Consider the following 26,892-nt stretch of genomic DNA (forward strand, 5'->3'; position numbering starts at 1 on the left):
CAGCGCCCGTCCCAGACCCCGTCGGCCGCCGAGACCAACCATTGGCCCCATACCGGCGGACATCGCCCCCGAGGCAAGCGGCCTCATGAGCCCGACTCATGACCCTCGGCGCCGAACCAGGGCCGCACCCCACGAGCCCGGCTCATGACCCATGAATGCCCGACCAGGAACCCCACGCCCGAGGCAACAACCCCATGAGCCCGCTTCACAGCCCTTGGCGCCCAACCGCCCACCGACGGGCCTCCGGCGCCGCGCCGGGCCGATGGCCCCTCGACGCCCTGCGGCGGCCCTGCCGGACCCACCGTGCCGCCCTCCGGACCCACCATGCCGCCCTGCCGGGCCTGCCCCGGGCCTGCGGGCCCGCCCTGCCGCGCCCTACCGTCCGCGCAGGCGCCGGACCAGGATGGAGGCCTCGCCGCGCTGCTCCAGGTCCGCCAGGACGACCGCGATGGCCTCCCGGACGATCCGTCCACGGTCCACGGCCAGGCCATGCTCGCCGCGCAGCACCAGCCGGGCGTGCTCCAGGTCCATGAGCTCCTCGGCGGACACGTACACGGTGATCTTCTCGTCGTGCCGTTCACGCCCGCTGGGCCGACGCGGCGCGCGGCCGCGCGGCCGGGCGCGCCCGGCGGCGCCGGCCTGCTCCTCGGCGGCACCCGCGTGCGTCCAGGCCGCCGGGGCGGCGGCGCCTCGGCCGCCGGGCACGGTCTTCCCGGCCGCCGGGGCACCCGACACGGCCTGGGACCCGCCCGGCCGCTGGACGGGCGGCTGCGCGGGCGCCGGCACGGCGGCGGACGACTGCTGCTCCGGCGTCAGCCGCCGGTCACCCTGGGAGCCCTGAGACCCCTGGGGGCCCTGCGCCCCCGGGGAGCCTTGGGCGTTCTGGGCGGACTCGGCGCCCTCGGCGCCGTCCGGGCCGTTGACGGTCCGCGCGGTCTCCGGTCTGGATGCCTCGGCGGCCGAACGCGACGCGAGGGACGGCGACAGCGCCATCCCTCCCGTGGTCCGGAACAGCTCGTCGGCACCCGGGAGACTCACTCGGCGGGGCGGCACCGGTCGAGCACCTCCCTGGCGAGCTGGCGGTAGGCGGCGGCCCCGACCGAGTTGGTGGCGTACGTGGTGATGGGCTCGCCGGCGACGGTGGTCTCCGGGAAGCGCACGGTCCGCCCGATGACGGTGTGGAAGACGTGCTCGCCGAACGCCTCGACGACCCGCGCCAGCACCTCACGGCTGTGCACGGTGCGCGAGTCGTACATGGTCGCGAGGATGCCGTCGAGGCGCAGCTCGGGGTTGAGCCGCTCGCACACCTTCTCGATGGTCTCGGTCAGCAGCGCGACACCGCGCAGCGCGAAGAACTCGCACTCCAGCGGGACGATCACGCTGTGAGCGGCCGTCAGCGCATTGACCGTCAGCAGGCCCAGCGAGGGCTGGCAGTCGATGATGACGTAGTCGTAGTCGGGCAGCAGCGGCTTCAGGGCGCGGGCCAGCGCGGACTCCCGGGCCACCTCGCTGACCAGCTGCACCTCGGCGGCGGAGAGGTCGATGTTGGACGGCAGCAGGTCCATGCCCGGGACCGCGGTCTTCAGCAGCACCTCATCGGCCGTCAGGCCCCGCTCCATGAGCAGGTTGTAGACGGTGACGTCCAGTTCCATCGGGTTGACGCCGAGGCCGACCGAGAGCGCGCCCTGCGGGTCGAAGTCGACGAGCAGCACCCGGCGGCCGTATTCGGCCAGCGCCGCGCCCAGGTTGATGGTCGACGTGGTCTTGCCGACGCCGCCCTTCTGGTTGCACATGGCGATGATCTGGGCGGGGCCGTGCTCGGCGACCGGCGCGGGGATCGGGAAGTACGGCAGCGGCCGGCCGGTGGGGCCGACCCGCTCGCGGCGCTGGCGCGCGGCGTCGGGGGCCAGCGTGGCGGCGTACTCCGGGTCCGGCTCGTATTCGGCGTCCGGATCGTCGTAGGCGCCGTAGGCGAACTCGCCGTAGGCCAGGCCGTAGGCCGCCAAGTCGGCGTCGTGATCGGTCACCGTGGTCACCTGCGCTGTGTTCTGGCGTGCTTCGAAGGTGCGGAGTGCGACCGAGCCGACCTCGGCCGAACCCACGGAGGGCTGCCGGGCCCCGGGCTCCACACTCGGCTGGCCGGCGGTGTGCTCCGCCAGTCCTGGCTGACCACCCCCGGGAGCAATTGTCGACTCATTCACAAGTCGTCTTACCTCCTTGGGCATCCCGGACTCTATGTCGATTCGTCAGCGTGGCAGCATGCCGACGGTTTGCGACTCTAGGCCGTTCAAGGCGTTCGCAGCAACACAATCCACGGTAGTGGGCAGGATGTGTCGACTATCAGGCGGGCTGCTGTCAAGGGATGAGTGGGTCAATGACCCCGACGTTTCTGCGGGCGGGTGACGTGACCGACGGAAATTGACGACAGAGCGACCTACCTGCTCCACCCACCGTTCACGGGCACGGCGAAGCCCCCGACCCGAAGTGATCGGGTCGGGGGCGAACGACCGCCGTGCGGTCAGGCGGTTCAGGCGAGCACGCTCTCCAGGGTGACCGACTCCAGGCCGAAGGCCTCGGCCACGGCCGGGAAGGTGATCTGGCCCTCGTGCACGTTCAGGCCCTTGGCGAGCGCCGGGTCGCGGCGCAGCGCCTCCTTCCAACCGCGGTTCGCCAGCTCGATGACGTACGGCAGCGTGGCGTTGGTCAGCGCGTAGGTGGAGGTGTTCGGGACGGCGCCCGGCATGTTGGCCACGCAGTAGAAGACCGAGTTGTGGACCTGGAAGGTCGGGTCGTCGTGCGTGGTCGCGTGCGAGTCCTCGAAGCAGCCGCCCTGGTCGATGGCGATGTCGACGAGCACGGAGCCCGGCTTCATGCGGGAGACCAGCTCGTTGGTGACGAGCTTGGGGGCCTTGGCGCCGGGGATCAGCACGGCGCCGATGACCAGGTCGGCCTCGAGGACGGCCTTCTCCAGCTCGAACGAGTTGGACATGATGGCCTTGATCTTCGTGCCGAAGATGCGGTCGGCCTCGCGCAGCTTGTTGATGTCGCGGTCCAGCAGGGTCACGTCGTAACCCATGCCGATGGCGATGGTGGCCGCGTGCCAGCCGGAGACGCCACCGCCGACGACGACGGCCTTCGCCGGGTGGGTGCCGGGCACGCCGCCGGGGAGCACGCCGCGGCCGCCGGCCGGACGCATCAGGTGGTACGAGCCGACCTGCGGGGCCAGGCGGCCCGCGACCTCGGACATCGGGGCGAGCAGCGGCAGCGCGCCGTTGCCCAGCTGCACGGTCTCGTACGCGATGGCGGTGGTGCCCGAGGCGATCAGCGCGTCGGTGCCGGCCCGGTCGGCCGCCAGGTGCAGGTACGTGAAGACGGTCTGGCCCTTGCGCAGCCGGTGGTACTCGGAGGCGATGGGCTCCTTGACCTTCAGCAGCAGGTCGGCGGTGGCCCACACCTCGTCGGCGGTGGGGAGGATGGTGGCGCCGGCGGCCACGTACTCCTCGTTGGGGATCGAGGAGCCGAGACCGGCGTTGTCCTCGATGTAGACCTCGTGTCCGTTGCGGACCAGCTCATGCACGCCGGCGGGCGTGATGGCCACGCGGTACTCGTGGTTCTTGACCTCGCGGGGGATGCCGACCTTCACGGCTAAACACGTCCTCTTGCCATGGGGGTCCCGACCGGAGAAGTCCGGTGGGCTGCGCGCACGGGGGGAAGCCTCCGGGCAGCCCGGGGCGGGGATCGCTGCGCGACTAGGTCCGAGTGTAATGAAGCCCAGTCGGCGTGTCAGCCTTCCAAAGTGAATAAATTTCCCGCACACATTGGCAGGTTCGTAGGCTTCCCCTGCGACTTACCTACCAAAGACGTCGCAACCGGGCATCTTCGACAATACCTCTGAAACGCCCGTCACCACCCGGCGTCGACGCGTTCCCGCAGGTCCGCGAGGGCCGCCCCGACGGCTTCCCGGGCGCTGTCGTCGCCGATCCTGCGGAGCACCGCGAGGGCAGCCCGGTACTCGCGGTCCGCCTCGTCGAAGCGGCGCTGGGCGGTGTGTGCCTCGGCCACCCGGGCCAGCAGCCGGGCCTCGGCCGCGTGGTCCCCGAGCGCCTGCCGCAGGCCGAGCGCCCGCCCGTACCAGTCGGCGGCGCGCACCGCGTCGCCGAGCGCCCGGTGGCAGCCGGCTGCGCCCTCCAGGGCACGCGCGCAGAGCGGTTCGTCGTCGGCCGTCCGGGCGTGCTCCAGGGCGGCCCGGTAGTGCGCGGCGGCCTGCTCCCAGCGGCCCGCCGAGACCTGCAGGTCTCCCAGGTTGAGCAGCGCGGCCGCGGCCCGGCGGGGCCGGCCGTTGCGCTCGGCGACGGTCAGCACCAGCTCGTGCAGCCGGTAGAGGTCCACGGGGGCGGCGGCGCCGGTCAGCGGCAGCGACCGCAGCAGCGCGGTGACCAGCCGCCCGGCCGAGCCGTCCAGGTCGCCCTGGCCGATCGCGTCGGCCACCGCGCCGAGCAGCAGCTCCCGCTCGCCGAGCAGCCACGCGCGCGCGTGCTCGGCCGAGCGCAGCCGCAGCGCGGACGGCAGCGGCTCGGGGGCGGGGGCGCCCGCCGGGTCGAGCAGCGCGCGGGCCGACTCGGTGAGCCGGACCAGCCGCTCCAGCAGCCGGGCCCGGGCGAGTTCGGTCTCGGCGGGCCGGTCCTCCTGCTCGCGCAGCCGGACCAGCCGGGGGTAGAGCCGCCCGGGCACCCGGTAGCGCGGGGTGCCGTCGGCGGCCGGCGCCTCCTCGCCGAGCAGTTCCCGCTCGGCCAGCGCGGCCAGTGTCGTGGCCGCGTCCGGCACCGGACAGCCGACCAGGGCGGAGGCGGTGCGCGGGTCGGCGGTCTGCGCCGGGGCCAGGGTGAGGGTGCGCAGCATCCGTGCCTGGGCAGCCGGCAGCCCGCGGTACAGCAGGGTGAACGCGCCGAGCAGCGGGTCGTTGTCGGGGACGGGCACCGGCTCGGCCGGCCCCGGGCCGGGCTTCACCCACGCCGCCGGATCGCCCGCCGACTCCGCACCGGGGGCGGCCCCGTCCTCCTCCCCCTTCTTCTTGGACGCGTTCCTCGACGCGTTCCTCGGCGTGTTCTTGGACGCGTCCTTGGACGTGCTCTTCGACACGTTCTTCGGCGCGCCCGTCGACGGCGTCGCCTTCTCCGCCCCCGCCCTCGGGGCGCCGTTCGCGCCGCCCTCGGACCCCGGCGCCGTCTCCTCCCCCACCACCCGGTTGAGCTCACGCGCCGCGTCGGTGACCGCGGTCTTCGCGCTCCCCCGCAGCCACCCCGCCATCAGCCGCAGTGTGGCCGGCCGGGCGGCGCAGGCCTCGGCCAGGTCGGCGGCGCCGACCGGGTCGCAGGAGACCCGGGTGCCGCCGACCAGGTCGGCGAGCAGTTCACCGGAGGCCGTCCGGTCCAGTCCGCCGAGGATCACCGGGTCGATGTCCTCGATGCCGGTGAGCGGCCCGGCGGTGGTGGCGAGCACCAGGCAGCCGGGTTCGTCGGCGAGCAGCGGCCACACCTGCCCGGCGTCCCGCACGTCGTCCAGGACGAGCAGCACCCGCAGCCCCGCCAGCGCCTCGCGCAGCGCGACGCAGCCCGGCTCGTCCCGCCCGTCCTCGACCGCCCCGGGCAGCGGTACGGCCGACTCCGGGTCGAGCTGTTCCAGCAGCAGCCGGGCGGCCCGCGCGGGCGGCACCCGCCCGCCGTCCGGGGCGGACAGCCGGGCGAACAGCACGCCGTCCGGGTAGTCGGCCGCGACGGTACGGGCGAAGCGCGCGGCCAGCGCGGTCCGCCCGGAGCCCGGGCGCCCGGCCAGGACCAGGACCGGGCAACGGCCGCTGGCCGGACGGGCGGCGGCCGCCCGCAGCGCGGCGAGTTCGGCGCGCCGCCCGACGAACAGCGCGGGCCCGGCCGGGAGCCGGTCCAGTCCCGGGGCGGCCCCGGCGGGCGCGTCGGGGCCGGGGTCCATCGTCGCCGTCTTCCTCGCCACGCGTGCCACTCCCGATGTCGTTCCGCGCTCGGCACCCGGCGCCGGCATCCGGAGTTCGGCATCCGGCGCTGGCATCCGGTGCTGGGCATCCGGACGCGGCGCCCGGTGCTCAGCGGAGGCGGCCCGGAACGGGCGCCCTGTCTGCGAAGCGTAGTTCGACCGTCCGGCTCAGCCGAGGTGACATCCGGTCGTACGAACCGGCAAATCACCCGGGCGAATCAACCGGGAGGTTCGTTCACGCCTCGAAGGGCCGGGCCGGCCAAGGCGAGTCCGCCGGGCGCAGCGCGTTGAGCCCGTCCGGGCCGGTGAGCGCGGCGTGCACGGCGAGGGTGCCGGTGACCAGGGTCGGGTTGTGCAACTGCCCGGCCTGGATCAGTCCGATCAGTTCCGGCACCGGCACCCAGGCGACCTCGATCTCCTGTTCCTCGCCCTCGGCCGCGTAGCGCTCGCCCTCGGCCGCCGACAGGTCGGTGGCCAGGAACATCCGCAGGGCCTCGTCGGTGCCGCCCGGGGAGGTGTAGTAGTCGGCGAGGATCCGCCAGGTGCCGGCCTTGCAGTGCGCCTCCTCGTACAGCTCGCGCTGGGCGGCGTGCCACGGGTTCTCGCCGGGGACGTCGAGGAGGCCGGCGGGCAGCTCCCACAGGCGCTGGCGCACGGGGTGGCGGTACTGGCGCAGGACCAGCACCCGCTGCTCGTCGTCGAGCGCGAGCACCGAGACCGAGCCGGGGTGGGTCTGGTAGTCGCGGCGGGCCCAGCTGCCGTCGGGCATCCGGACCTCCTCGCTGCGCACGCCGGTGACCTTGCCCTGGAAGGGCGTCCCGCTCGCCCGGACCTCCCACTCCTCGGCCACGTCGGCGATCACCAGGTGGCTCTGCTCGTCCATCACTCTCCCCTTTTCGTCAGTACGACACAATCTAACGCCGAACGGCGGCCCCGCGGGAATCGCGGGGCCGCCGTCCGGTGAACGACCGAGGCCGAGGAGGGGAAGACTACGCGGAGGCCGCGGTCTTGATCTCGATGGCGGCCTTGACCAGGCCCGCGAACAGCGGGTGCGGGCGGGTCGGGCGGGACTTCAGCTCCGGGTGGGCCTGGGTGGCCACCAGGTAGGGGTGCACCTCGCGCGGGTACTCGACGTACTCGACCAGGTCGCCCTTGGGCGAGAGGCCGGAGAACATCAGGCCGGTCTTCTCCAGGTCCGCGCGGTAGGCGTTGTTGACCTCGTAGCGGTGGCGGTGGCGCTCCTCGACGTACTGCTCGCCGCCGTAGACCTCACGGACGATCGAGCCCTCGGCGAGCTTGGCCGGGTACAGGCCCAGGCGCATGGTGCCGCCCAGGTCGCCCTTGCCGTCGACGATGGCCAGCTGCTCGGCCATGGTGGAGACGACCGGGTGCTTGGCGGCGGCGTCGAACTCGGTGGAGTTGGCCTCCGGCAGGTCGGCCAGGTTGCGGGCCGCCTCGATGACCACGCACTGCAGGCCCAGGCACAGGCCCAGCAGCGGGACCTTGTTCTCGCGGGCGAAGGTGATGGCGCCGACCTTGCCGTTGACACCGCGGTCGCCGAAGCCGCCGGGGATGCAGATCGCGTCCACGTCGCCGAGCTGCTCGCGGGCGCCCTCGGGCGTCTCGCAGTCGTCCGAGGTGACCCACTTGATCTCGACGCGGGCGTTGTTGGCGAAGCCGCCGGCGCGCAGCGCCTCGGTCACCGACAGGTAGGCGTCGGGCAGGTCGATGTACTTGCCGACCAGGGCGACCTTGACGATGTGCTGCGGCTCGTGGACGCGGCGCAGCAGGTCGTCCCAGGTGGTCCAGTCCACGTCGCGGAACGGCAGGTCGAGGCGGCGCACCACATAGGCGTCCAGGCCCTCGCCGTGCAGCACCTTGGGGATGTCGTAGATCGACTTGGCGTCGATGGCCGCGACCACGGCCTCCTCGTCCACGTCGCACATCAGCGAGATCTTGCGCTTGATGGCCTGCGGGACCTCGCGGTCGGCGCGCAGCACGATGGCGTCCGGCTGGATGCCGATGTTGCGCAGCGCGGCGACGGAGTGCTGGGTGGGCTTGGTCTTCAGCTCGCCCGAGGGGCCGATGTACGGCAGCAGGGAGACGTGCACGAAGAACACGTTGTCCCGGCCGACCTCGTGGCGGACCTGGCGGACGGCCTCCAGGAACGGCAGCGACTCGATGTCGCCGACGGTGCCGCCGACCTCGGTGATCACGACGTCGACGTCCTCGGTCGCCATCCGGCGGATCCGGGACTTGATCTCGTTGGTGATGTGCGGGATGACCTGGACGGTGTCGCCCAGGTACTCGCCGCGGCGCTCCTTGGCGATGACGGTCGAGTACACCTGGCCGGTGGTGACGTTCGCCGAGCCGTGCAGGTTGGTGTCCAGGAACCGCTCGTAGTGGCCGATGTCCAGGTCGGTCTCGGCGCCGTCGTCGGTGACGAACACCTCACCGTGCTGGAACGGGTTCATGGTGCCCGGGTCCACGTTCAGGTACGGGTCGAGCTTCTGCATCGTGACGCGCAGGCCGCGGGCCTTGAGCAGCGCTCCGAGGCTGGAGGCGGTGAGCCCCTTGCCGAGCGAAGAGGCGACACCCCCGGTGACGAAGAGGTGCTTGGTCGTCACGGCTCGGCCGTTCGCTGCCTTGCCGGAATGGGGCTGTGCCAAGAGGGGGCTCCCGTGGGTCGCGTGTCGAAGGTGACGTGGGCGGGAGGCTCGGGGTTCGCCGGGCGACGGAGCCGGGTGCGGTGCACCGCGCTCGAAGGGTCGCCGGTTCGGCTGGTCCGGGGCGTTTTGATCCCGCCGGTCCACGGGATACCAGGGTAACAGTGACCCGACCGGGACGCCGTCCGGCCCGCGCGCGCCACTCCGGAGGCGCACGCCGGGCGCACCACCGGCGCATCATCCGCCGCATGCGTCACACCGGTCGCACAACCTACCGGACCGGGTCAGGCCGCGGCTTCCGTCCGGGTCATGGCGGCTCCTCCGTAAAGGCCACCCGGAGGTGATCCTTCCGGACCATCCTGCGCCACGCCCCCGCGATGCACGGCATTTCCGCCGAATTGCGGCGCCACATCGGGCTGCGCCCGCGTGCTTCGCCCCTTTCGTCCGTCGTAAGCTGCTCGGACGCATCGCCGACAGCACGAGCACGCGGAGGGCGTGGGAGCGTCAGGACACTCCCGGTCCCCGATGCGCGACCGGACCTCCCCGTAATTTCAGCTCATCCCCACCCACCCAGGGGCTCGAAGAGCCCCGCGCGGACACTCCAGCAAGGCCTGCCACCACCCCCGGCAGGCCGGACGTCCCGGGGTGGACCCCCGGCCCCGCAGACCGCTCGCTCTCTCCGCTCGCCGATGCCCTGACCACATTGCGAACTGGAGATCCACGTGGCCGGCCGTATCGAGGACTACGCACTCATCGGGGACATGCAGACCGCTGCCCTGGTCAGCAGGGACGGGGCGGTGGACTGGCTCTGCCTGCCCCGCTTCGACTCGCCGGCCGTGTTCGCCGGCCTGCTCGGCACCGATGAACACGGCTTCTGGCGGATCGGGCCCGCCGAAGCCGTCCTGACCGAGGTCCCCGCCCCCGCTGCCACGGCCCCCACCGGCGCGGCCCCCACCGGCGCGGGCCGACTCCGCGTCGCCGACACCGCCGACCTGCGCGTGCCCCCGCCCACCGCCTCCGCCCCCGCCGTGCCCGCGGACCGCCGCCGCTACCGGGGCGACTCGCTGATCCTCGAGCAGGAGTGGGACACCCAGGGCGGCACCGTCCGGGTGATCGACTTCATGCCGCCGCGCCCGCTGGCCGGCCGCGACGCCGTCCCCCAGGTGATCCGGATCGTCGAGGGCGTGGTCGGCACCGTCCGGATGCGCTCGGCGGTGCGGATGCGCTTCTCGTACGGCCGCATCGTGCCCTGGGTGCACCGGGTCGAGCAGGCCGACGGCAACCACCGCACCGTCGCCGTCGCCGGGCCCGACTCGGTCTGGCTGGACGGCGCGGCCGACACCTACGGCCGCAACCTCACCACCTACGCCGACTTCACCGTCACCGCCGGTGAGCGGATCGCCTTCGCCCTCACCTGGCAGGCCTCCCACCTGGAGGCGCCCACGGCCCCGGACGCCGAGGAGATGCTCGACGCCACCGCCGACTTCTGGCACGAGTGGGCCGACCAGTGCACCTACCAGGGCCCCTACCGCGAGGCCGTGATCCGCTCCCTGATCACCCTCAAGGGCCTCACCTACGCCCCCACCGGCGGCATCGTCGCCGCCCCCACCACCTCGCTGCCCGAGGACATCGGCGGCGAGCGCAACTGGGACTACCGCTACACCTGGCTGCGCGACGCCGCGATCACGCTCTCCTCCCTGCTGCGCACCGGCTACCGCGAGGAGGCCAAGGCCTGGCGCGAGTGGCTGCTGCGCGCCGTCGCGGGCGACCCGGAGAACCTGCAGATCATGTACGGCATCGCGGGCGAGCGCGAGCTCACCGAGTCCTCGCTGGACTGGCTGCCCGGCTACGAGGGCTCGCAGCCCGTCCGGGTCGGCAACGGCGCCGCCGGACAGCTCCAGCTCGACGTCTACGGCGAGGTCGTGGAGGCCCTGCACCTGGCCCACATGACCGGCCTGGTCCGCAACGACCACGCCCACCACCTGCAGCTGCGCCTCATCGACTACCTGGAGGAGCACTGGCAGGAGCCGGACGAGGGCATCTGGGAGGTCCGCGGCCCGCGCCGGCACTTCGTCCACTCCAAGGTGATGGCCTGGGTCGCCGTCGACCGCACCATCAAGCTGCTGGAGCAGACCCCCGAGGACGCCCCCGCCGACGGCCACCTGGAGCGCTGGCGCGAGCTGCGCGACACCATCCACCGGGACGTCTGCGACAAGGGCTACGACCCGGAGCGCAACACCTTCACCCAGTACTACGGCGGCAGGGAGCTGGACGCCTCGCTGCTGCTCATCCCCCAGGTCGGCTTCCTGCCGCCGGACGACAAGCGGGTGATCGGCACCATCGAGGCGATCCAACGCGAACTGTCCACCGAGGACGGCTTCGTGCTGCGCTACCCCACCCACGACGAGAGCGGCAACAACGTGGACGGCCTGTCCGGCCACGAGGGCGCCTTCCTGGCCTGCTCGTTCTGGCTGGCCGACGACCTCGCCATGATCGGCCGGGTGCAGGAGGCCCGCGACCTGTTCGACCGGCTGCTCTCGCTGCGCAACGACATCGGCCTGCTCGCCGAGGAGTGGGACCCGCGGCTCAAGCGCCAGGTCGGCAACTTCCCGCAGGCCTTCAGCCACGTCCCGCTGATCGACACCGCCCTGCGGCTGACCGCCTGCGGCGCCGCCTACCTGTCCGCCCAGCCGGACGGCCTGGCCGCCGACCGGGTCGAGCAGGCGACGGTCTGACGGTGTGGGGGCCTGTCCTCCCGAGGACAGGCCCCAGCCGCCCTAGCCGCGCTGGACCAGCTCGTCGTACGTGCTGAGCACCTGGGCGACGGTGGCCGCCTCGTCCGGCCAGGTCTCGGCCTGCTGCCGGCCGGCCGCCACCAGCCGCTCGCGGCGGACCGGGTCGGACAGCAGCCCGCGCACCCCGCCGCCGAGCGCGGCCGGGTCGCCGGAGGGCACTAGCACGGCGGCGTCGCCGACCAGTTCGGGGATGCCGCCGACGGCGGTGGCGACCACCGGCACGCCGGCCCGCATCGCCTCCTGCACCACCAGCGAGCGGGCCTCCCAGCGGCTGGGGACGACCACCACGTCGGCGGCGGCCAGCAGGTCGGGCACGTCGGTGCGGTAGCCGAGCAGCCGCACCGGCAGCTTCTCGGCTGCCACCCGCTCACGCAGCGCGCCCGCCTCCGGGCCGTCCCCGGCGAGCAGCACCAGCGGCTCCGGGTCCAGGGCGGACAGCTCCCGGGTGGCGTCCAGCAGCAGCCCGAAAGCCTTCTGCGGGACGAGCCGGCCCACCGCCAGCACCAGCGGGCGGTCCGGGCCCGCACCGAGCAGCGCGGCCCGCGCCTCGGCCCGGCCGAGCCAGCCCTCGGGCATCGGCGGGGCGGCCACCGGACCCAGCCGGGCGTCGGTGGCGCCCAGTTCGCGGGCCCGGGCGACCAGGTCGGAGGAGGCGCCGAGGACCAGGTCGGCGGCGCGCGCGACCCGGCGTTCCATCAGCCGCTGCAGGCGGCGCTCCATGCCGGTGGCCAGCAGCGCGTGGTGCGAGGTGACCACCAGCGGGGTCTCGGGGCGCAGGCCCGGGAAGCGGCCGGCGGTGCGCAGCGCGAGGTCGGAGAGCAGCCCGGCGCGCAGCCCGTGGGCGTGCACCACGTCCGCGCCGGTGAAGGCCCGGCGCAGCTCGCCGATCGCGGTGGCGTCGCTGCGGGCGCCCGCGGTGGGGGTGATGTCGACGGTGTGGAACCTGGCGCCCGTGCGGGAGAAGCCGAACAGGGCGTCCGTGCCGGCCGGCGCGCAGACCGTGACGATCACTCCGTGCGCGACCAGGCCCTGGGCCAGGGAGCGCACGTGCGCACCGATGCCGCCGGTGCTGGCGGCCAGGACGAGTACCACGTGCAGCTGCCCCGGTTCCGGGGCGGCCGCGGTGGCCCGGGCGGCGGAATGGTCCACGTCGTCTCGCATCCGACTCGATCAGGTTCGCGCGCCGCTTCGCGAGGGTTGCCCGCCGGGCGGCGCTCGGGGCTGGGAAGCCAGTGTCCAGCGGCCACCATGCCAGGTCGGCGGCCCTCTTGGACAGTCGGCGCCACCCGGGGCGCGTCGCCGACGATCCGCGGGGCCGCCGCCGTCGGCTACCGGTGGCGCGGGGCCCGGGCGGCGGCCAGCAGCTCCTCGGCGTGGGCGCGGCCCAGCTCCGAGTCCTCCAGGCCGGCCAGCATCCGGGAGAGTTCGCGCACCCGCTCCTCGTCGTTCAGCACCTTGACACCGCTGCGGGTCACGGTGCCGTCGTTGGTCTTCTCCACCACCAGGTGCCGGTCCGCGAACGCGGCGACCTGCGGGAGGTGGGTGACGACCACGACCTGGGCGGACTCGGCCAGTTTGGCCAGCCGTCGGCCGATCTCGACCGCGGCCTTGCCGCCGACGCCCGCGTCCACCTCGTCGAACAGGTAGGTCGGGACGGGGTCGGCGCCCGCGAAGACCACCTCGACGGCGAGCATCACGCGGGACAGCTCACCGCCGGAGGCGCCCTTGGCGATCGGCCGGGGCTGGGCGCCCGGGTGCGGGGCGAGCAGCACCTCGACCTCGTCCACGCCGTGCGGGCCGTACGCGACGGTGCGGCCGCCGACCTCGATCCCGCCCAGGTCGTCGACCTGGCTGAGCGAGAAGGTCACCCGGGCGTGCGGCATGGCCAGTTCGGCGAGTTCGGCGGACACGGCTTCGGCGAAGCGCCCGGCCGCGGCCTGCCGGGCGGCCGACACCTCGGCCGCGAGTTCGGCCAGCTCGGTCCGCAGCTCGGTCTCCCGGGCGCCGAGGTCGTCGATCCGGTCGTCGTCGCCGTCGAGTTCGGCGAGCCGGAGGGCGCCGGCCTCGGCCCAGGCAATCACCTCGGCGAGGGTGTTGTCCTCGCCGCCGTACTTGCGCAGCAGTTGGGACAGCACGGCCCGGCGGTCCTCGACGGCGGCCAGGCGCACCGGGTCGGCGTCCAGGTCGTCGGCGTAGCCGGCCAGGTCGCCGGCCACGTCGGCGAGCAGGTAGCCGACCTCGTTGAGCCGGTCGGCGAGGGCGGCCAGGCGCTCGTCGTGGTGGCGCACGGCGTCCAGGGCGCGGCGGGACTGCGCGAGCAGGGTGCCGGCGTCCAGGGCCTCCGGGTCGGCCGGGTCGCCGGCCAGCGCGGCGTGCGCGAGGGTCGCGGCGGAGGACAGCGCGTCGGCGTGGCCGAGCCGCTCGGCCTCGGCCGCGAGCTCGACGTCCTCGTCGGCCACCGGCTCGGCGGCGGCGATCTCGTCCAGCCCGAAGCGCAGCAGGTCGGCCTCCTGGGCGCGCTCGCGGGCCCGGGTGGTCAGCTCCTCCAGGGTCGCCGAGACCTCGCGCAGGACGCGGTAGGTCTCCCGGTAGCGGGCCAGCGGCTCGGCCACCGCCCCGCCCGCGTACCGGTCCAGCGCGCCGCGCTGGCGGGCCGGGCGCAGCAGGCGCTGCTGGTCGGTCTGGCCGTGCACGGCGATCAGGTCCTCGCCGAGTTCGGCGAGCAGCCCGACCGGGACGGCCCGACCGCCGACGTACGCCCGGGAGCGGCCCTCGGCGGAGACGGTCCGGCTGATCAGCAGGGCTCCGTCGTCCAGTTCGGCCCCGGCCTCGACGGCGCGGGCCGCCACCGGGGAGTCGGCGGGCAGTTCCAGTCGGCCCTCGACGACGGCCCGTCCGGTGCCGTTGCGCACCAGGCCCGGGTCGGCTCGCCCGCCGAGCAGCAGGCCGAGGCTGGTGACGACCATGGTCTTGCCGGCGCCGGTCTCACCGGTCACGGCGGTGAAGCCGGGGGCGAGTTCGACCACCGCGTCGTCGATGACCCCTAGATCCCGTATCCGCATCTCGTCCAACACGGAGACGACCTTACGAGGTTCCGCCCCCGGCGCGCGACGAGCGGCAACGGCGGGCGGCAACTCCGTGCCCCGAAATTCACCCCTTCCGGGAGTTTCGCGCGGGCGTCGGCGCGGTGCACCAGGGCAGGAAGATCTGCACCAGCGGGCCGATGGCCAGCGCGTATGCGACGGTGCCGACCCCGGCGGTGCCGCCGAGCAGCAGGCCGGCGGCCAGAACGGTCAGTTCGATGCCGGTGCGGATCAGCCGCAGCGAGCGGCCGGTGCGCCGGTGCAGGCCGGTCATCAGACCGTCGCGCGGGCCGGGGCCGAGGCGGGCGCCGATGTAGAGGCCGCTGGCCAGGCCGTTGAGCACGATCGCGGCGGCCGTCACGGCGATCCGGGCGGGCAGGGCCGCGAAGTCGTCGACGATCCGCAGCGTGAGGTCCATCGCCGCGCCGATCACCAGCACGTTGGCGACGGTGCCCAGCCCCGGACGCTGGCGCAGCGGTATCCACAGCAGCAGCACCAGGGCGCCGCAGATGGTCACCCAGGCACCGACCGAGAGGCCGACGCTGCGCTGCAGACCCTGGTGCAGGACGTCCCAGGGGTCGAGGCCGAGGCCGGAGCGGAGCATCAGCGCCATGCTCACGCCGTACAGGGCGAGGCCGGCGAACAGCTGCGGGATCCGGCGGCCCAGGCCGTGGGTGTCGCCGAGGACGCGGACCGCGAGGGAGGCCTTCCCGGTGGCGGGTACGGGCGCGGTCGGTACGGGGGTGGTCGTGGTGGCCAAGGGTGCTCCTGCGGTGGTGCTGCACCTCCGGGCGGCCCGGCGGTGGCGGCCGACACGGCCACTCTGCCATGATGACCGGGCCAAAACGACGCCCTCCAGGGCCAATCCAGAGCAAGTGGACTGATCTCCATGGCCGACTGGCACACCACCGTCACCCCGCCCGCGCTGGCCCGGCTGCTCGCCACCGCCCGGCTCCCCGAACCGGCCGCCGCCCGCCGCCCCGCCTACCGCACCCTCGCCGGGCAGATCCGGCTGCTGGTCACCGAGGGCCGGCTGCCGGTCGGCGCCCGCCTGCCCGCCGAACGCGAGCTGGCCACCACCCTGGAACTGAGCCGCACCACCGTCGCCACCGCGTACGAGACGCTGCGCGGCGACGGCTACCTGCACAGCCGGCGCGGCGCGGGCAGCTGGACCGCCCTGCCCGAGGGCGCCCCGCCGCCCGGCGACGCCCTGCACCCCGTCCCGCCGGACGAGCAGGGCCGCACCCTGGACCTCGGCGTCGCCGCACCGCCCGCCCCGCAGCCCTGGCTCGGCGCCGCCGCCGCCCGGGCCGTCGAACAGCTGCCGTACTACGCCTCCGGGCACGGCCACTACCCCACCGGCGTCCCGGTGCTGCGCGAGGCCGTCGCCCGCCGCTACACCGAGCGCGGGCTGCCCACCACACCCGACCAGATCCTGATCACCACCGGCGCGATGGGCGGCCTGCACCTGGTCCAGCGGGCGCTGGTCGGCCGCGGCGACCGGGTCGCCGTCGAGGCCCCCAGCTACGCGCACACCCTGCAGGCCCTGCGGCTGTCCGGCGCCCGCCTGGTCCCGGTGCCGTACGTCTACCACCCCACGACGAGGTGGGACCTCCCGGAGTGGCAGCGGGTGCTGCGCGGCGCCGCCCCCAAGCTCGCCTACGTGATCCCGGACTTCCACAACCCGACCGGCGCGCTGATCGGCGAGGAGCAGCGCCGCGAGTTGCTGGCCGCCGCCCGGGCCGCCGGGAGCATCGTGCTGGTGGACGAGACCACCGCCGAACTCGGCTGGGGCGTACCGGAGTCCGAGCCGCTGCCGCGCCCGATGGCGGCGCTGGGCCGGTCCGCCCAGGTGGTCACCGTCGGCTCGGCCGGCAAGCTCCTCTGGGGCGGTCTGCGGATCGGCTGGGTCCGGGCCGCGCCCGCGCTGGTGCGCCGGCTGGCCGGCGAGCGGGTCTACAGCGACGTCGGCACCCCGGTGCTGGACCAGCTGATCGCCGCCGAGCTGCTGGGCGAACCCCTGGCCGCCGTCCGGGCGCACCAGCTGGACCGGCTGCGGGCCGCCGCACACGCCTTCGCCGCCGCGCTGCCCGAGCGACTGCCCGGCTGGACCTTCCCGATGCCGACCGGCGGGCTCGCGCTCTGGGTCTCCACCGGCGGCCTGTCCGGTGCGGCGCTGGCGCAGGTCGGGGAACGCGACGGGGTGCGGATCGCCTCGGGCAACCGCTTCGGCTCGGACGGCGCGTTCGAGCACCACATCCGGATCCCGCTCACCGTGCCCGCCGTGGCTGTTCCGGCCGCCGTCGAACGCCTCGCCGCGACGGCCGGCCGCGCGGCGGCCGGCGGTCGGCTCGGCTCGGCCGACGAGGCCCAGCCGCTGGCGGTCTGACGGACCGTCGACGGCCGGGCCTGCCGGTCCGTTGTGGTGCGGCTCGTCCTACTGGTGGTCCGCCCGGCCGCGCCAACCCGTCACGGGCAGCGCGAACTTGGCCACCAGCCGGTCGGTGAACGGCGCCCGGTGCAGTCTGGCCAGCCGCACCGGGGTCCGTCCCCGGCGGACCTCCACCCGTGCCCCGGCGGGCAGTTCGACCGAACGCCGCCCGTCGCACCAGAGCACGCCGTGCGGGGTCTTCGGCTGCACCTCGACGGCCAGCACCGACTCGGGCGAGGTCACCAGCGGCCGGGCGAACAGCGCGTGCGCCGAGATCGGCACCATCAGCAGCGCTTCGACCTCCGGCCACACCACCGGCCCGCCGCCGGAGAACGCGTACGCGGTGGACCCGGTCGGCGTCGCGCACACCACGCCGTCGCAGCCGAAGTTGGAGACCGGGCGGCCGTCCACCTCGGTCACCACCTCCAGCATCCGCTCCCGGGACGCCTTCTCGATCGAGGCCTCGTTCAACGCCCAGTCCTCGTGCAGCACGTCGCCGTTGGTGCGGACGATGACGTCGATCGTCATCCGCTCCTCGACCTCGTAGTCGGCGTCGACCACCCGCTCGACCACCACGGCCAGGTCGTCCCGCTCGGCCTCGGCGAGGAAGCCCACCCGGCCCAGGTTGATCCCGAGCATCGGCAGCCCGTGCGAGCGCGCCAGCTCGGCCCCGCGCAGCAGCGTCCCGTCCCCGCCGGCCACCAGGATCAGCTCGCAGCCGTCCGCCGCCCCGGGGCCCTCGGCCACCTTCTCGACGCCGTCGGGCAGGTCCAGGTCGACCGCCTCGGCCTCCAGCAGTCTGATCCGGAGCCCGGCCTTCAGCAGCCCGTGCACCAGGCTCTCGACGCTGCGCAGCGCCGCCTCCCGGCCGGTGTGCGCGATCAGGAAGACCGTACGTTCTTCATCGCTCATGCCGCTGCCCTCTCCCTCACGCCTGCCGGGTCACCCTCGGCCCGGTGCGGCCCCCATACAGCATGACGGGCCGGACGTCCGCTGAGCACCCTATCGGGGCCCCTCCGCCACGGCCCGGTCCGCGTCCGCGGGGTCCAGCTGCGGGGCGTCCCGGCGCAGCCAAAGGAAGTACTCCACGTTGCCGGACGGTCCCGGCAGGGGGCTCGCGGTGACGGCGCGCACGCCAAGCCCGAGCGCCCACGCCTGCCCGGCCACCTGGCGCACCATCTCGGCGCGCAGCTCGGGGCTGCGCACCACCCCGCCGCTGCCCAGTCGCTCCTTGCCGATCTCGAACTGCGGCTTGACCATCAGCACCAAGTCAGCGTCCTCGGCCGCGCAGGAGGCGAGGGCGGGGAGCACCAGGCCCAGCGAGATGAACGACAGGTCGCCCACCACGAGGTCCACCGGGGTGCCGCCGATGAGGTCCGTGGTCAGCTCGCGCACATTGGTGCGGTCCATCACGGTGACCCTCTCGTCGCTCTGCAGCGACCAGGCGAGCTGCCCGTACCCGACGTCCACCGCCAGCACGCCGGCCGCCCCGGCGCGCAGCAGCACGTCGGTGAACCCGCCGGTGGAGGCGCCCGCGTCCAGCGCCCGGCGGCCCTCGACCACCAGACCCTGCGGCACAAAGGCGGCGAACGCCCCGGCGAGCTTGTGGCCACCGCGCGAGACGTAGTCGGGGTCGTTCTCGTCCTTGGCCACCACGACCGCCGCCGAGGTCTCCACCTGGGTGGCCGGCTTGGTCGCGGTGGTGCCGCCGACGGTCACCCGCCCGGCCGCGATCAGCTCGGACGCGTGCTCACGCGACCGGGCCAGCTTGCGGCGGACCAGCTCCGCGTCGAGTCGGCGTCGTGCCACTGCCACTGGTGTTCAGCTCCTACGGATCCCACGGGTCATTCCTGGTCGAGCGCGGCCAGCGTGTCGGCGAGCCGCTGGTGAACATCTTCGTACACCGCGACGTGCGCCTCGGCGGGGACCCCGTCCAAGGCCTCCAGCCGGGCCAGTCCGGCGTCCACCGCGGGATGGCCGGTGGGCAGCAGGTCGACGCCGAGCGGCTCCACCTGCTGGGCCTGCGCGCCCGCCTCGGCCGCTCCGGCCGGTTCACTCGTCTCGGGCATCGGGCTTCTTCGCGCTGGTGGCCTTGCGGACGGTGGTCTTCCTGGTCGCCGTGCGCTTCGCGGGCGCCTTGGACTGCGCGGCGGACTGCTCGGCGGTGGTGGTCTTCTTGACGGTCGTCGTCTTCCTGGCGGCGGTCCGCTTGGCGGCGGACTTCTCGGCCGCGCTCTCCTTGGCCGCGGCCTTCTTCGCGGCGGGCTTCTCGGCCGGAGCCGCCTTCTTCGCCGCCGTCTTCCGCGCGGCGGCCTTCCGCGGCGCCGCCTTCCGCTCCTGCTCCTGCTCCTGCGGCGGAGTCGGCGCGAGCAGCGCCACCGGCGGAACCGGCGGAACCGGCGGATCGACCTCGACCGGCTCGTCCACCTCCACCCGCTCGGCGACTATCGGCTGCCCCGCCGACCGGCCCGCCGACGGCTCGTCCTCGTATTCCCAGCCGCGTCCGAACAGGTCGTCCGCCCGCGGCGCAGGGACCGGCTCCTCGGCGCCGTACGCACCCTCGCCGGGCGTCGCCGCCGGAACCTCCTCCTCCACCTCGCGCAGCTTGCTCTCCAGGTACGCCAGCACCACGCCGACCTTGGTGACCTGGTCACCGACCTTCTCGAAGACCTTCTCCGCCTCGTTGCGCGCCACCCCGACCGCCAGGTCCACCCCGGCCAGCCCGGCGGTGACCGCCTCCCCCGCCAAGGTCTGCAGCGTCTTCGCCGACGGCGGGAACTCCCCGCCCAGCCGACGCTCGACCTCCGCGACGTCGACCCCCGCCTTCTCCAGGATCGAGGCCGCCGTCACGACGACCCGCTTGCCGACCTCCTCGACCACCTCGGCAGCGGTCTCCACCACTCCCCGAACCGTCCTCGGCAGCATCCGGGTGCCTCCCAATCGCCTACGCGCGTCGCTCCGTCGCCCTCGGTACCCGAGCCGTTCCGGGCACCCCACTGACGACGCTACCGCCAAAACCCCGCTGAGGTACCGTGGCCCGCAGTCAGCACCGTAGCGACCGCGGGAGGGAGCCGCCGCCTATGGCGAACGCCGAGGAGTGCCGGGAGGCGCTGGAGCAGCTCAGCCGGAACATGGCGAAGTCCACCGGTGACGTCCGCAAGGCCGCGTCCCTCGACCGCTCGCTCAGCTGCCGGATCACCGACCTCGACCTGACCTTCACCGGGCGGCTGCGCGAGGGCCGGATCCAGGACGTGGTCACCACGCCCGGCCCGCCCGCCGGGAAGGCCGAGATCCGGCTCACCATGAGCAGCGACGACCTGGTCGCGCTGGTCGGCGGCCGGCTCAACTTCGCCTCCGCCTGGGCGAGCGGCCGGGTCCGGCTGGAGGCGGGCTTCCGCGACCTGCTGCGGCTGCGCACCCTGCTCTGAACCCGGCCTGCCCCGCCACGAAACCTCAGGAACGCAAGGCTCGGGGACGCAAAGCCCTCGGGACCGTAAAGCCCTCCGGGACCCCGGGACTCGAAAGCCTCGGGGCTCAGAAGCCCAGCTCGGCCAGCGTCTTCCGTCCGTCCACCGGCTCGCCGCCCGCGTCCAGCGCCGTCCACGCCGCCGCGCACAGCGCCCGCAGGCCGTCCCAGCGGTCCCCGGAGCCGGTCAGCCGCAGCGCGCCGCCCTCGACGCCGGCGACCCAGCCTCCGCACGCGAAGCCGTCGGCCTGGGCCGTCACCGCCGCGTGCGGGACCAGCAGTCCGCGCAGGTCGGCCGCCAGGTAGGTCGGCCGGTGCTCGACCGGGGCCGCCAGCAGCAGCTCGGGGGTGGTCACCCCGGTGAAGACCAGCAGACTGTCCACCCCGCCGTTGAACGCGCCCTCGATGTCGGTGTCCAGCCGGTCCCCGACCACCAGCGGCCGCTTCGCGCCGGTACGCAGCACGGTCTCCCGGTGCATGGGCGGCAGCGGCTTGCCCGCCACCTCCGGCTCCACCCCGGTCGCCGCCCGCACCGCCGCCACCAGCGTGCCGTTGCCCGGCGCGATCCCGCGCGCCCGCGGCACCGTCAGGTCCAGGTTGGACGCCACCCACGGCAGCCCGCTCTGCACCGCGTACGCGGCCTCCGCCAGGTCCGTCCACCCCACCGAGGGGTCGAAGCCCTGGACCACCGCAAGCGGCTGGTCGGCCAGCGAGCGGACCGCGACCAGGCCCTGCTCGGCCAGCGCCTCGTCCAGCCCGAGACCGCCCACGACCAGCACCTTCGCCCCGGCCGGGACCTTCTCGGCGACCACCCGGGCGGCCGCCTGGGCCGAGTTGATCACGTCCCCCGGCTCGGCCGGCACGCCCAGCTCGGTCAGGTGCTCGGCCACCACGCGCGGCGGGCGGGAGGCGTTGTTGGTCACGTACGCGAGCCGCATCCCGGCCGTCCGGGCGGCGTCCAGCGCGGCCACCGCGTGCTCGATCGCGTGCGCGCCCGCGTAGACCACGCCGTCCAGGTCCAGCAGCGCCGTGTCGTAGGCCTCGGTCAGCGGCCGCTCGCTGCCGCCGGGGGCGGTCCGTCGCACGGGGGTGGCCGTCTCGGTCATGGCTGCGCTACCTCATTCACTGCGTCGTCGGTCACGTCGGTCACGTCGTTCACCTCGGCGCCGCACCGCGCGGTGCGGCACTGCGCCCCTCGGTCGGACGCCAGCCGGTCGGACGCCCATCGGTCGGGCGCGGGCCGGTCAGGCGTCGCCGTCGCCGCCGTCCGGCTCTCCCCCGACCGGGTCCGCGGCACCGGGCGGGGGCGCCAGGTACCCGGGTGCCCCCGGCAGCAGCGGGCCGTACGCGCCGGTCCGGGCCGCCAGCGTCGCCCGGGTCTGCCGCAGGGCCGCCCGGTAGTGGTCGGTCTCCGGCCGCATCGCCACGGCGAGCGCCAGGTGCTCGGCGGAGGTCTCGAAGTCGCCCAGCCGGGCCGCCGCGACCCCCCACCCGAACTGAGCGTAGTCGTCCGCCGGGTCGGCCAGCGCCACGGCCCGGAAGTTCTCCAGCGCCGCCGCGTACGAACCCGCGTCGAACTGGGCGCGGGCCAGCGCCTCCCGGATGCTGCGCGAGTGCGGCTCGGCCGCCACCGCCCGGGCCAGCAGCTGCTCGGCGGCCGCCGGATGCCCCTGCGCCAGCAGCCGCGCGCCCCGGCGGAACCAGTCGTACACGTCCCCGGTGGGCTCCCCGGAGCGGCTCTGCGACGGCACCCCGCCGACCGGCCCGCCACCCTCGGCCGGAGCGCCCCCGCCCGTGGCACCGACCGGCCCGCCCGACCCGGCAAGACCGCTGCCGTCCACCCGTTCCTGCCCGTCGTCCATGCCGTACCTCGCCCTCGGTCGCACACCCGCCCCACCGCTCGGCGCGGGCATTCCGATCTCTCAACAACGCGTACCCGGTTACGATGCCCAGAATGAGCACACCCAGTGCAGAAGACGGAGTCGAGACTCCCGAGGGCGGCCCCGGCGATCCCGGGCACGTCGCCACCGCCGGCCTGTCCCTGTCCCCCTTCCGCGGCCTGCGCTACGTCCCCGACCGGGTCGGCGCCCTGGCCGCGGTCATGTCCCCGCCGTACGACGTCGTCGACCCGGGCCGTCGGCTCGACCTGGAGACCGGCGACCCGCACAACGTGGTCCGGCTGATCCTGCCCAGGCCCGAGCCCGAGGACGCCGGCGACCGGCCCGACCGCGACACCCGGTACCGGCACGCCGCGCGGCTGCTGGCCGCCTGGCAGCGCGAGGGGATCCTCGCCGCCGACCCGGATCCCGCGATCTACGTCTACGAGCAGCGGGTGCCCGCCACCGCCGACTCCCCCGAACTGCTCCAGCGCGGCCTGATCGGCGCCCTCGCGGTGAGCGGCCGCGAGGCCGGCGTCGTCCTCCCCCACGAGGACGTGATGCCCCGGCCGGTCGCCGACCGGGTCGGCCTGATGCGCACCACCCGGGCCAACCTCGAACCGCTGCTGCTCACCTACCGGGGTGACGGCGGCGCCTCCGGCGTGATCGAGCGGACGGTCGCGGGCGAGCCGCTGCTCTCCACCGCCACCAGCGACGGCACCCACCACCGCCTGTGGGCCGTCACCGACCCGGCCGACATCGCCGAGATCAGCCGCGACCTGGCCACCTGCCGGGCGCTGATCGCCGACGGCCACCACCGCTGGGAGATGTACCTGCGCCTCCAGCGCGAGCACCGCCACCTGCCGCGCAGCCCCTGGGACCGCGGCCTGGTGCTCCTGGTGGACACCGCCCGCTACCCGCTGCGGGTCCGCGCCATCCACCGCGTGCTCTACCGGCTGCCGGTGGCCGAGGCGCTGGAGAAGCTCGGCGACCAGTGGCAGGTCAAGGAGGTGCCCGGCCCGCTGCCGGCGGCGCTCCAGGCGCTCGCCGAACAGAAGCGGCACGGCGGCAACGGCTTCGTGCTGACCGGCGGCGACGGCGTCTACTGGCTGCTCGGCGAGCCCGATGAGGCCCTGCTGGACGCCACCGTGCCGCGCGACCGGCCCGAGGAGTGGCGCCACCTGGACGCCACCGTCCTGCACGCCACCCTGCTCGACCGCACCTGGCACGTCCCCGACGGCCCGGACGACATCGGCTACCTGCACACCGCCCTGGCCGCCGAGCAGGAGGCCGCCCGCACCGGCGGCACCGCCGTCCTGCTGCACCCCGTCCGGGAGAGCGTGGTGCGACGGCTGGCCGAACAGGGCGTCACCATGCCGCGCAAGTCCACCTCCTTCGGGCCGAAGCCGGCCACCGGACTGGTGCTGCGCAACCTCGCGCTGGGTTGACCTCGCGCCGGGCCGACGCCACGTCGGCGGCCCGGACGCCGTGAGGCCCTGCCGTTCCCGGATCTCCCGGGGAACGGCAGGGCCTCACGGCGTTGCCGGGGGGACAGCTCAGCCCTTGGCCTCGTCCTTGTCCTCGACCTCGGTGTCCTCGTCCTTGACCGCCTCGGCCTTGACCGCCTCGGCCTCGGCGGCGCGGGCGCGCTCGGGCACCACGCCGTCGAACTCGTCGTCGATCTCGAGGTCGTCCTCGTCGTAGAACTCCTCGACGTCCTCCTCGTCCTCGAAGATCACGCGGTCGTCGGCAACCTCGCCGCCGCGCTTCTTCGCAGGGGCCTCGGCCTTCTCGGTCTCCTCCTCGGCCAGCTCCGGGTCGAGCGCGTCGGTGAACTCCACGCCGTCGATCTCGGCGAGCCGCTCCGCAGCGTTGGTGGTGCCGTCGGTGTCGGCCTCCGCCGCCTTGGCGAACCAGTCACGGGCCTCGTCGCCACGGCCGGCCGCGATCAGCGCCTCGGCGTAGGCGTACCGCAGGCGAGCGGTCCACGGCTGCACCGAGCTGGACGCCAGCTCCGGGCTCTGCAGGGTCACCACGGCGGCGTCGAACTGCTCCATGTCGCTGCGGGCACCGGCCGCCACCAGGCGCATCTCGACCTGGCCCGACTTGTCCAGCTGCTTCACCTCGGGCTCACCGGCCATCGCCAGCGCCCGCTCCGGACGGCCCAGACCGCGCTCGCAGTCGGCCATCACCGGCCACAGGTCCGCCCGGCCGGTCATCCGGCGGGCGGCGCGGAACTCGGTCAGCGCCTCGGAGTAGCGCTGCGTCATGTACGAGGCGAAACCGGCCGCCTCACGGACGGCGGGCACACGGGACGCCAGACGGAGCGCGACGCGCGAGTACTGGTAGGCCTCCTCCGCGTCGCCGTCGAGCAGACGGGCCACCATCACCAGGTTGCGGGCGACGTCGTCCGCAAGGGTCTTGGGCAGGCTCTTGAGCTCCTGACGCACGTCCGCGTCCAGCTCGAACCCGGTGACGTCCTCCGGGATCGGCAGGCGCCTGACGGGCTCGAAGTTGCCCCGGCGGTCGTCGTAGTCCCGACGGCCCCGGTCGTCGTGGCGGTCGTCGCCACCGCGGTAGCCGCCGGAGGGACGGTCGTCGCGACGGAAACCTCCACGGTCCCCACCGCGGTCATCGCGGCGGAAACCGCCACGGTCACCGCCGGACGGGCGGTCGCCACGGTCGCGGTTGAAGCCACCGCCGGACGAGCGGTCGTCGCGACGGAAACCACCGCGGTCGCCACCGCGGTCGTCACGGTCACGGTTGAAGCCGCCACCGGAGGGGCGGTCGTCACGACGCGGACGGTCGTCACGGTCACGGTTGAAACCGCTCGGCCGGTCGTCACGACGGAAACCGCCACGGTCGCCACCGCGGTCATCGCGGTCACGGTTGAAACCGCCACCGGACGGGCGGTCGTCACGACGCGGACGGTCGTCACGGTCACGGTTGAAACCGCCACCGGACGGGCGGTCGTCACGACGGAAACCACCGCCGGAGGGACGGTCGCCACGGTCACGGTTGAAACCGCCACCGGAGGGACGGTCGTCACGACGGAAACCGCCACGGTCCCCACCGCGGTCGTCACGGTCACGGTTGAAACCGCCACCGGACGGGCGGTCGTCACGACGGAAGCCACCGCCGGAGGGACGGTCGCCACGGTCGCGGTTGAAACCGCCGCCGGACGGGCGGTCGCCACGGTCGCGGTTGAAGCCACCGCCGGACGAGCGGTCGCCGCGACGGAAACCACCGCGGTCGCCACCGCGGTCATCACGGTTGAAGCCGCCACCGGACGGGCGGTCGTCACGACGCGGACGGTCGTCGCGGTCGCGGTTGAAACCGCTCGGCCGGTCGTCACGACGGAAACCGCCACCGGACGGGCGGTCATCGCGACGGAAGCCACCGCCGGAGGGACGGTCGCCACGGTCACGGTTGAAGCCACCACCGGACGGGCGGTCGCCACGGTCGCGGTTGAAGCCACCACCGGAGGGACGGTCGTCGCGACGGAAACCGCCACGGTCCCCACCGCGGTCGTCACGGTCGCGGTTGAAACCGCCACCGGACGGGCGGTCGTCACGACGGAAACCACCGCCGGACGGACGGTCGCCACTGCGGTCATCGCGGTCACGGCCGTAACCACCGGACGGGCGGTCATCGCGGCGGAAGCCACCGCCGGAGGGACGGTCGCCACGGTCACGGTTGAAGCCACCACCGGACGGGCGGTCGCCACGGTCGCGGTTGAAACCGCCACCGGACGGGCGGTCGCCACGGTCGCGGTTGAAACCGCCACCGGAGGGACGGTCGTCGCGACGGAAACCGCCACGGTCCCCACCGCGGTCATCACGGTCACGGTTGAAACCGCCACCGGAGGGGCGGTCGTCACGACGGGGACGGTCGTCACGGTCATCGCGGCGGGAGCCGCCACGGTCGTTCGACCAGCCCCCACGGGACCGGGGCTCGTAGCCTCGGCCATCGTCCGATCGACGCTCGGGACGGTCCTGGGGCTGGTTCGACATCGTGGTGACTCCTTCTGCTGCTTCAGCTTCACCGCGCGGGCCGTGCGTGCAACTCCCGCTGCGCTCACGCGGTTTCGGCGCCGGCCTCCTGGCCCGCGCACCTTCTCCATTGTCCGACATGTCGGGACCCTCCGCGTCTGGGCGGAAGTCCTGTCCTGCCGGACTTGTTCACGTTCGTAAAACACAAAAAAGGCCGCGGCCCCAGCGAATCGCTGGGGCCGCGGCCTTTGAATAATTGTTCGGCGGCGTCCTACTCTCCCACAGGGTCCCCCCTGCAGTACCATCGGCGCTGTGAGGCTTAGCTTCCGGGTTCGGAATGTAACCGGGCGTTTCCCTCACGCTATGACCACCGAAACCCTATCGGGTATTCAGCGAAACACACTTTTCAATTGATAAGTGTTTCCTTGTTCGCCGGCGATAGCTGTTCGCTACCCGGGAACCACACAGTGAACGCGAGCGTCTGAGGACAAGCCCTCGGCCTATTAGTACCGGTCAACTCCACCCCTCACAGGGCTTCCATATCCGGCCTATCAACCCAGTCGTCTACTGGGAGCC

At 74.0% G+C, this 26,892-nt stretch carries 20 protein-coding genes, 2 rRNA genes and 1 pseudogene; 4 read left to right on the top strand and 19 right to left on the bottom strand.

Annotation, left to right across the window (positions count from 1 at the left end):
- Positions 1-375: 375 nt before the first annotated feature.
- From ACZ52R_RS38050 to ACZ52R_RS38075, 6 genes are all read right to left on the bottom strand, one after another.
- The gene (locus tag ACZ52R_RS38050; protein ID WP_465623811.1) at positions 376-993 is read right to left on the bottom strand and encodes a hypothetical protein; all 618 of its coding nucleotides are present in this window, start codon (positions 991-993) and stop codon (positions 376-378) included.
- Between the two features lie 41 nt (positions 994-1,034).
- Entirely contained in the window at positions 1,035-2,102 is a 1,068-nt protein-coding gene (locus ACZ52R_RS38055; protein WP_030245868.1) for a ParA family protein, read from the bottom strand.
- A 425-nt stretch (positions 2,103-2,527) separates the two neighbouring features.
- The gene (ald, locus tag ACZ52R_RS38060; protein ID WP_360500484.1) at positions 2,528-3,643 is read right to left on the bottom strand and encodes an alanine dehydrogenase; all 1,116 of its coding nucleotides are present in this window, start codon (positions 3,641-3,643) and stop codon (positions 2,528-2,530) included.
- A gap of 260 nt (positions 3,644-3,903) precedes the next feature.
- On the bottom strand, positions 3,904-6,006 hold the full coding sequence (locus ACZ52R_RS38065; RefSeq protein WP_465623812.1) for an AAA family ATPase: 2,103 nt from the start codon (positions 6,004-6,006) through the stop codon (positions 3,904-3,906).
- Positions 6,007-6,241: 235 nt separating this feature from the next.
- Positions 6,242-6,889: an NUDIX domain-containing protein gene (locus ACZ52R_RS38070; RefSeq protein WP_465623814.1), complete on the bottom strand. Its 648-nt coding sequence runs from the start codon at positions 6,887-6,889 to the stop codon at positions 6,242-6,244.
- Between the two features lie 106 nt (positions 6,890-6,995).
- Complete coding sequence (locus ACZ52R_RS38075; protein WP_360500477.1) at positions 6,996-8,633, bottom strand: CTP synthase; 1,638 nt, start codon at positions 8,631-8,633, stop codon at positions 6,996-6,998.
- Between the two features lie 761 nt (positions 8,634-9,394).
- Here ACZ52R_RS38075 and ACZ52R_RS38080 point away from each other — a divergent pair.
- Positions 9,395-11,407, top strand: a complete 2,013-nt coding sequence (locus ACZ52R_RS38080; protein WP_465623816.1) for a glycoside hydrolase family 15 protein — start codon at positions 9,395-9,397, stop codon at positions 11,405-11,407.
- 42 nt (positions 11,408-11,449) lie between these two features.
- On the opposite strand, the gene ACZ52R_RS38085 is transcribed toward ACZ52R_RS38080, so the two are convergent.
- The 3 genes from ACZ52R_RS38085 to yczE all read right to left on the bottom strand — a co-directional run bounded on the left by ACZ52R_RS38085 (position 11,450) and on the right by yczE (position 15,310).
- Entirely contained in the window at positions 11,450-12,628 is a 1,179-nt protein-coding gene (locus tag ACZ52R_RS38085; RefSeq protein ID WP_465664285.1) for a glycosyltransferase family 4 protein, read from the bottom strand.
- 167 nt (positions 12,629-12,795) lie between these two features.
- Entirely contained in the window at positions 12,796-14,529 is a 1,734-nt protein-coding gene (gene recN / locus ACZ52R_RS38090) for a DNA repair protein RecN (protein ID WP_465623836.1), read from the bottom strand.
- Positions 14,530-14,617: 88 nt separating this feature from the next.
- A complete protein-coding gene (gene yczE, locus ACZ52R_RS38095; RefSeq protein ID WP_465623819.1) occupies positions 14,618-15,310 on the bottom strand; it encodes a membrane protein YczE in 693 nt (230 codons plus the stop codon).
- A 129-nt stretch (positions 15,311-15,439) separates the two neighbouring features.
- Between yczE and yczR the strand changes: the two genes are divergently transcribed.
- A complete protein-coding gene (gene yczR / locus ACZ52R_RS38100) occupies positions 15,440-16,939 on the top strand; it encodes a MocR-like transcription factor YczR (protein ID WP_465755050.1) in 1,500 nt (499 codons plus the stop codon).
- Positions 16,940-16,987: 48 nt separating this feature from the next.
- Here yczR and ACZ52R_RS38105 read toward each other — a convergent pair whose 3' ends face one another.
- From ACZ52R_RS38105 to ACZ52R_RS38120, 4 genes are all read right to left on the bottom strand, one after another.
- Positions 16,988-17,893 (bottom strand): NAD kinase, encoded by a 906-nt coding sequence (locus ACZ52R_RS38105; protein ID WP_360500466.1) that lies wholly within the window; start codon positions 17,891-17,893, stop codon positions 16,988-16,990.
- A 90-nt stretch (positions 17,894-17,983) separates the two neighbouring features.
- Positions 17,984-18,790 carry a TlyA family RNA methyltransferase gene (locus ACZ52R_RS38110; protein ID WP_465623838.1) on the bottom strand — a complete coding sequence of 269 codons (807 nt, stop codon included), beginning with the start codon at positions 18,788-18,790 and terminating at the stop codon, positions 17,984-17,986.
- Between the two features lie 35 nt (positions 18,791-18,825).
- Positions 18,826-19,050 (bottom strand): hypothetical protein, encoded by a 225-nt coding sequence (locus ACZ52R_RS38115; RefSeq protein WP_360500463.1) that lies wholly within the window; start codon positions 19,048-19,050, stop codon positions 18,826-18,828.
- Positions 19,034-19,882, bottom strand: a complete 849-nt coding sequence (locus ACZ52R_RS38120) for a hypothetical protein (protein WP_465664283.1) — start codon at positions 19,880-19,882, stop codon at positions 19,034-19,036. Before ACZ52R_RS38120 ends, ACZ52R_RS38115 begins: the two co-directional genes overlap by 17 nt.
- 179 nt (positions 19,883-20,061) lie before the next feature.
- Between ACZ52R_RS38120 and ACZ52R_RS38125 the strand changes: the two genes are divergently transcribed.
- Positions 20,062-20,409, top strand: coding sequence for an SCP2 sterol-binding domain-containing protein (locus ACZ52R_RS38125; protein WP_360500458.1), 348 nt, complete (start codon positions 20,062-20,064; stop codon positions 20,407-20,409).
- A 106-nt stretch (positions 20,410-20,515) separates the two neighbouring features.
- Here the strand turns inward: ACZ52R_RS38125 and ACZ52R_RS38130 are convergent, their stop codons facing one another.
- On the bottom strand, positions 20,516-21,553 hold the full coding sequence (locus tag ACZ52R_RS38130) for an HAD-IIA family hydrolase (RefSeq protein ID WP_465623823.1): 1,038 nt from the start codon (positions 21,551-21,553) through the stop codon (positions 20,516-20,518).
- A gap of 138 nt (positions 21,554-21,691) precedes the next feature.
- The gene (locus tag ACZ52R_RS38135) at positions 21,692-22,309 is read right to left on the bottom strand and encodes a tetratricopeptide repeat protein (RefSeq protein WP_465623824.1); all 618 of its coding nucleotides are present in this window, start codon (positions 22,307-22,309) and stop codon (positions 21,692-21,694) included.
- A 92-nt stretch (positions 22,310-22,401) separates the two neighbouring features.
- Between ACZ52R_RS38135 and ACZ52R_RS38140 the strand changes: the two genes are divergently transcribed.
- Positions 22,402-23,772 carry a DUF1015 domain-containing protein gene (locus ACZ52R_RS38140; protein WP_360500450.1) on the top strand — a complete coding sequence of 457 codons (1,371 nt, stop codon included), beginning with the start codon at positions 22,402-22,404 and terminating at the stop codon, positions 23,770-23,772.
- Between the two features lie 108 nt (positions 23,773-23,880).
- Here ACZ52R_RS38140 and ACZ52R_RS38145 read toward each other — a convergent pair whose 3' ends face one another.
- From ACZ52R_RS38145 to ACZ52R_RS38160, 4 genes and pseudogenes are all read right to left on the bottom strand, one after another.
- Positions 23,881-24,819 (bottom strand): tetratricopeptide repeat protein, encoded by a 939-nt coding sequence (locus tag ACZ52R_RS38145; RefSeq protein WP_465623840.1) that lies wholly within the window; start codon positions 24,817-24,819, stop codon positions 23,881-23,883.
- A gap of 540 nt (positions 24,820-25,359) precedes the next feature.
- A pseudogene (locus ACZ52R_RS38150) lies at positions 25,360-26,337 on the bottom strand (hypothetical protein); the annotation flags it as partial.
- Between the two features lie 237 nt (positions 26,338-26,574).
- Positions 26,575-26,691 (bottom strand): 5S ribosomal RNA (gene rrf / locus ACZ52R_RS38155).
- Between the two features lie 108 nt (positions 26,692-26,799).
- Positions 26,800-26,892: ribosomal RNA gene (locus tag ACZ52R_RS38160) — 23S ribosomal RNA — on the bottom strand; the annotation flags it as partial.

The sequence above is a fragment of the Kitasatospora sp. NPDC034023 genome, from assembly GCF_055575795.1.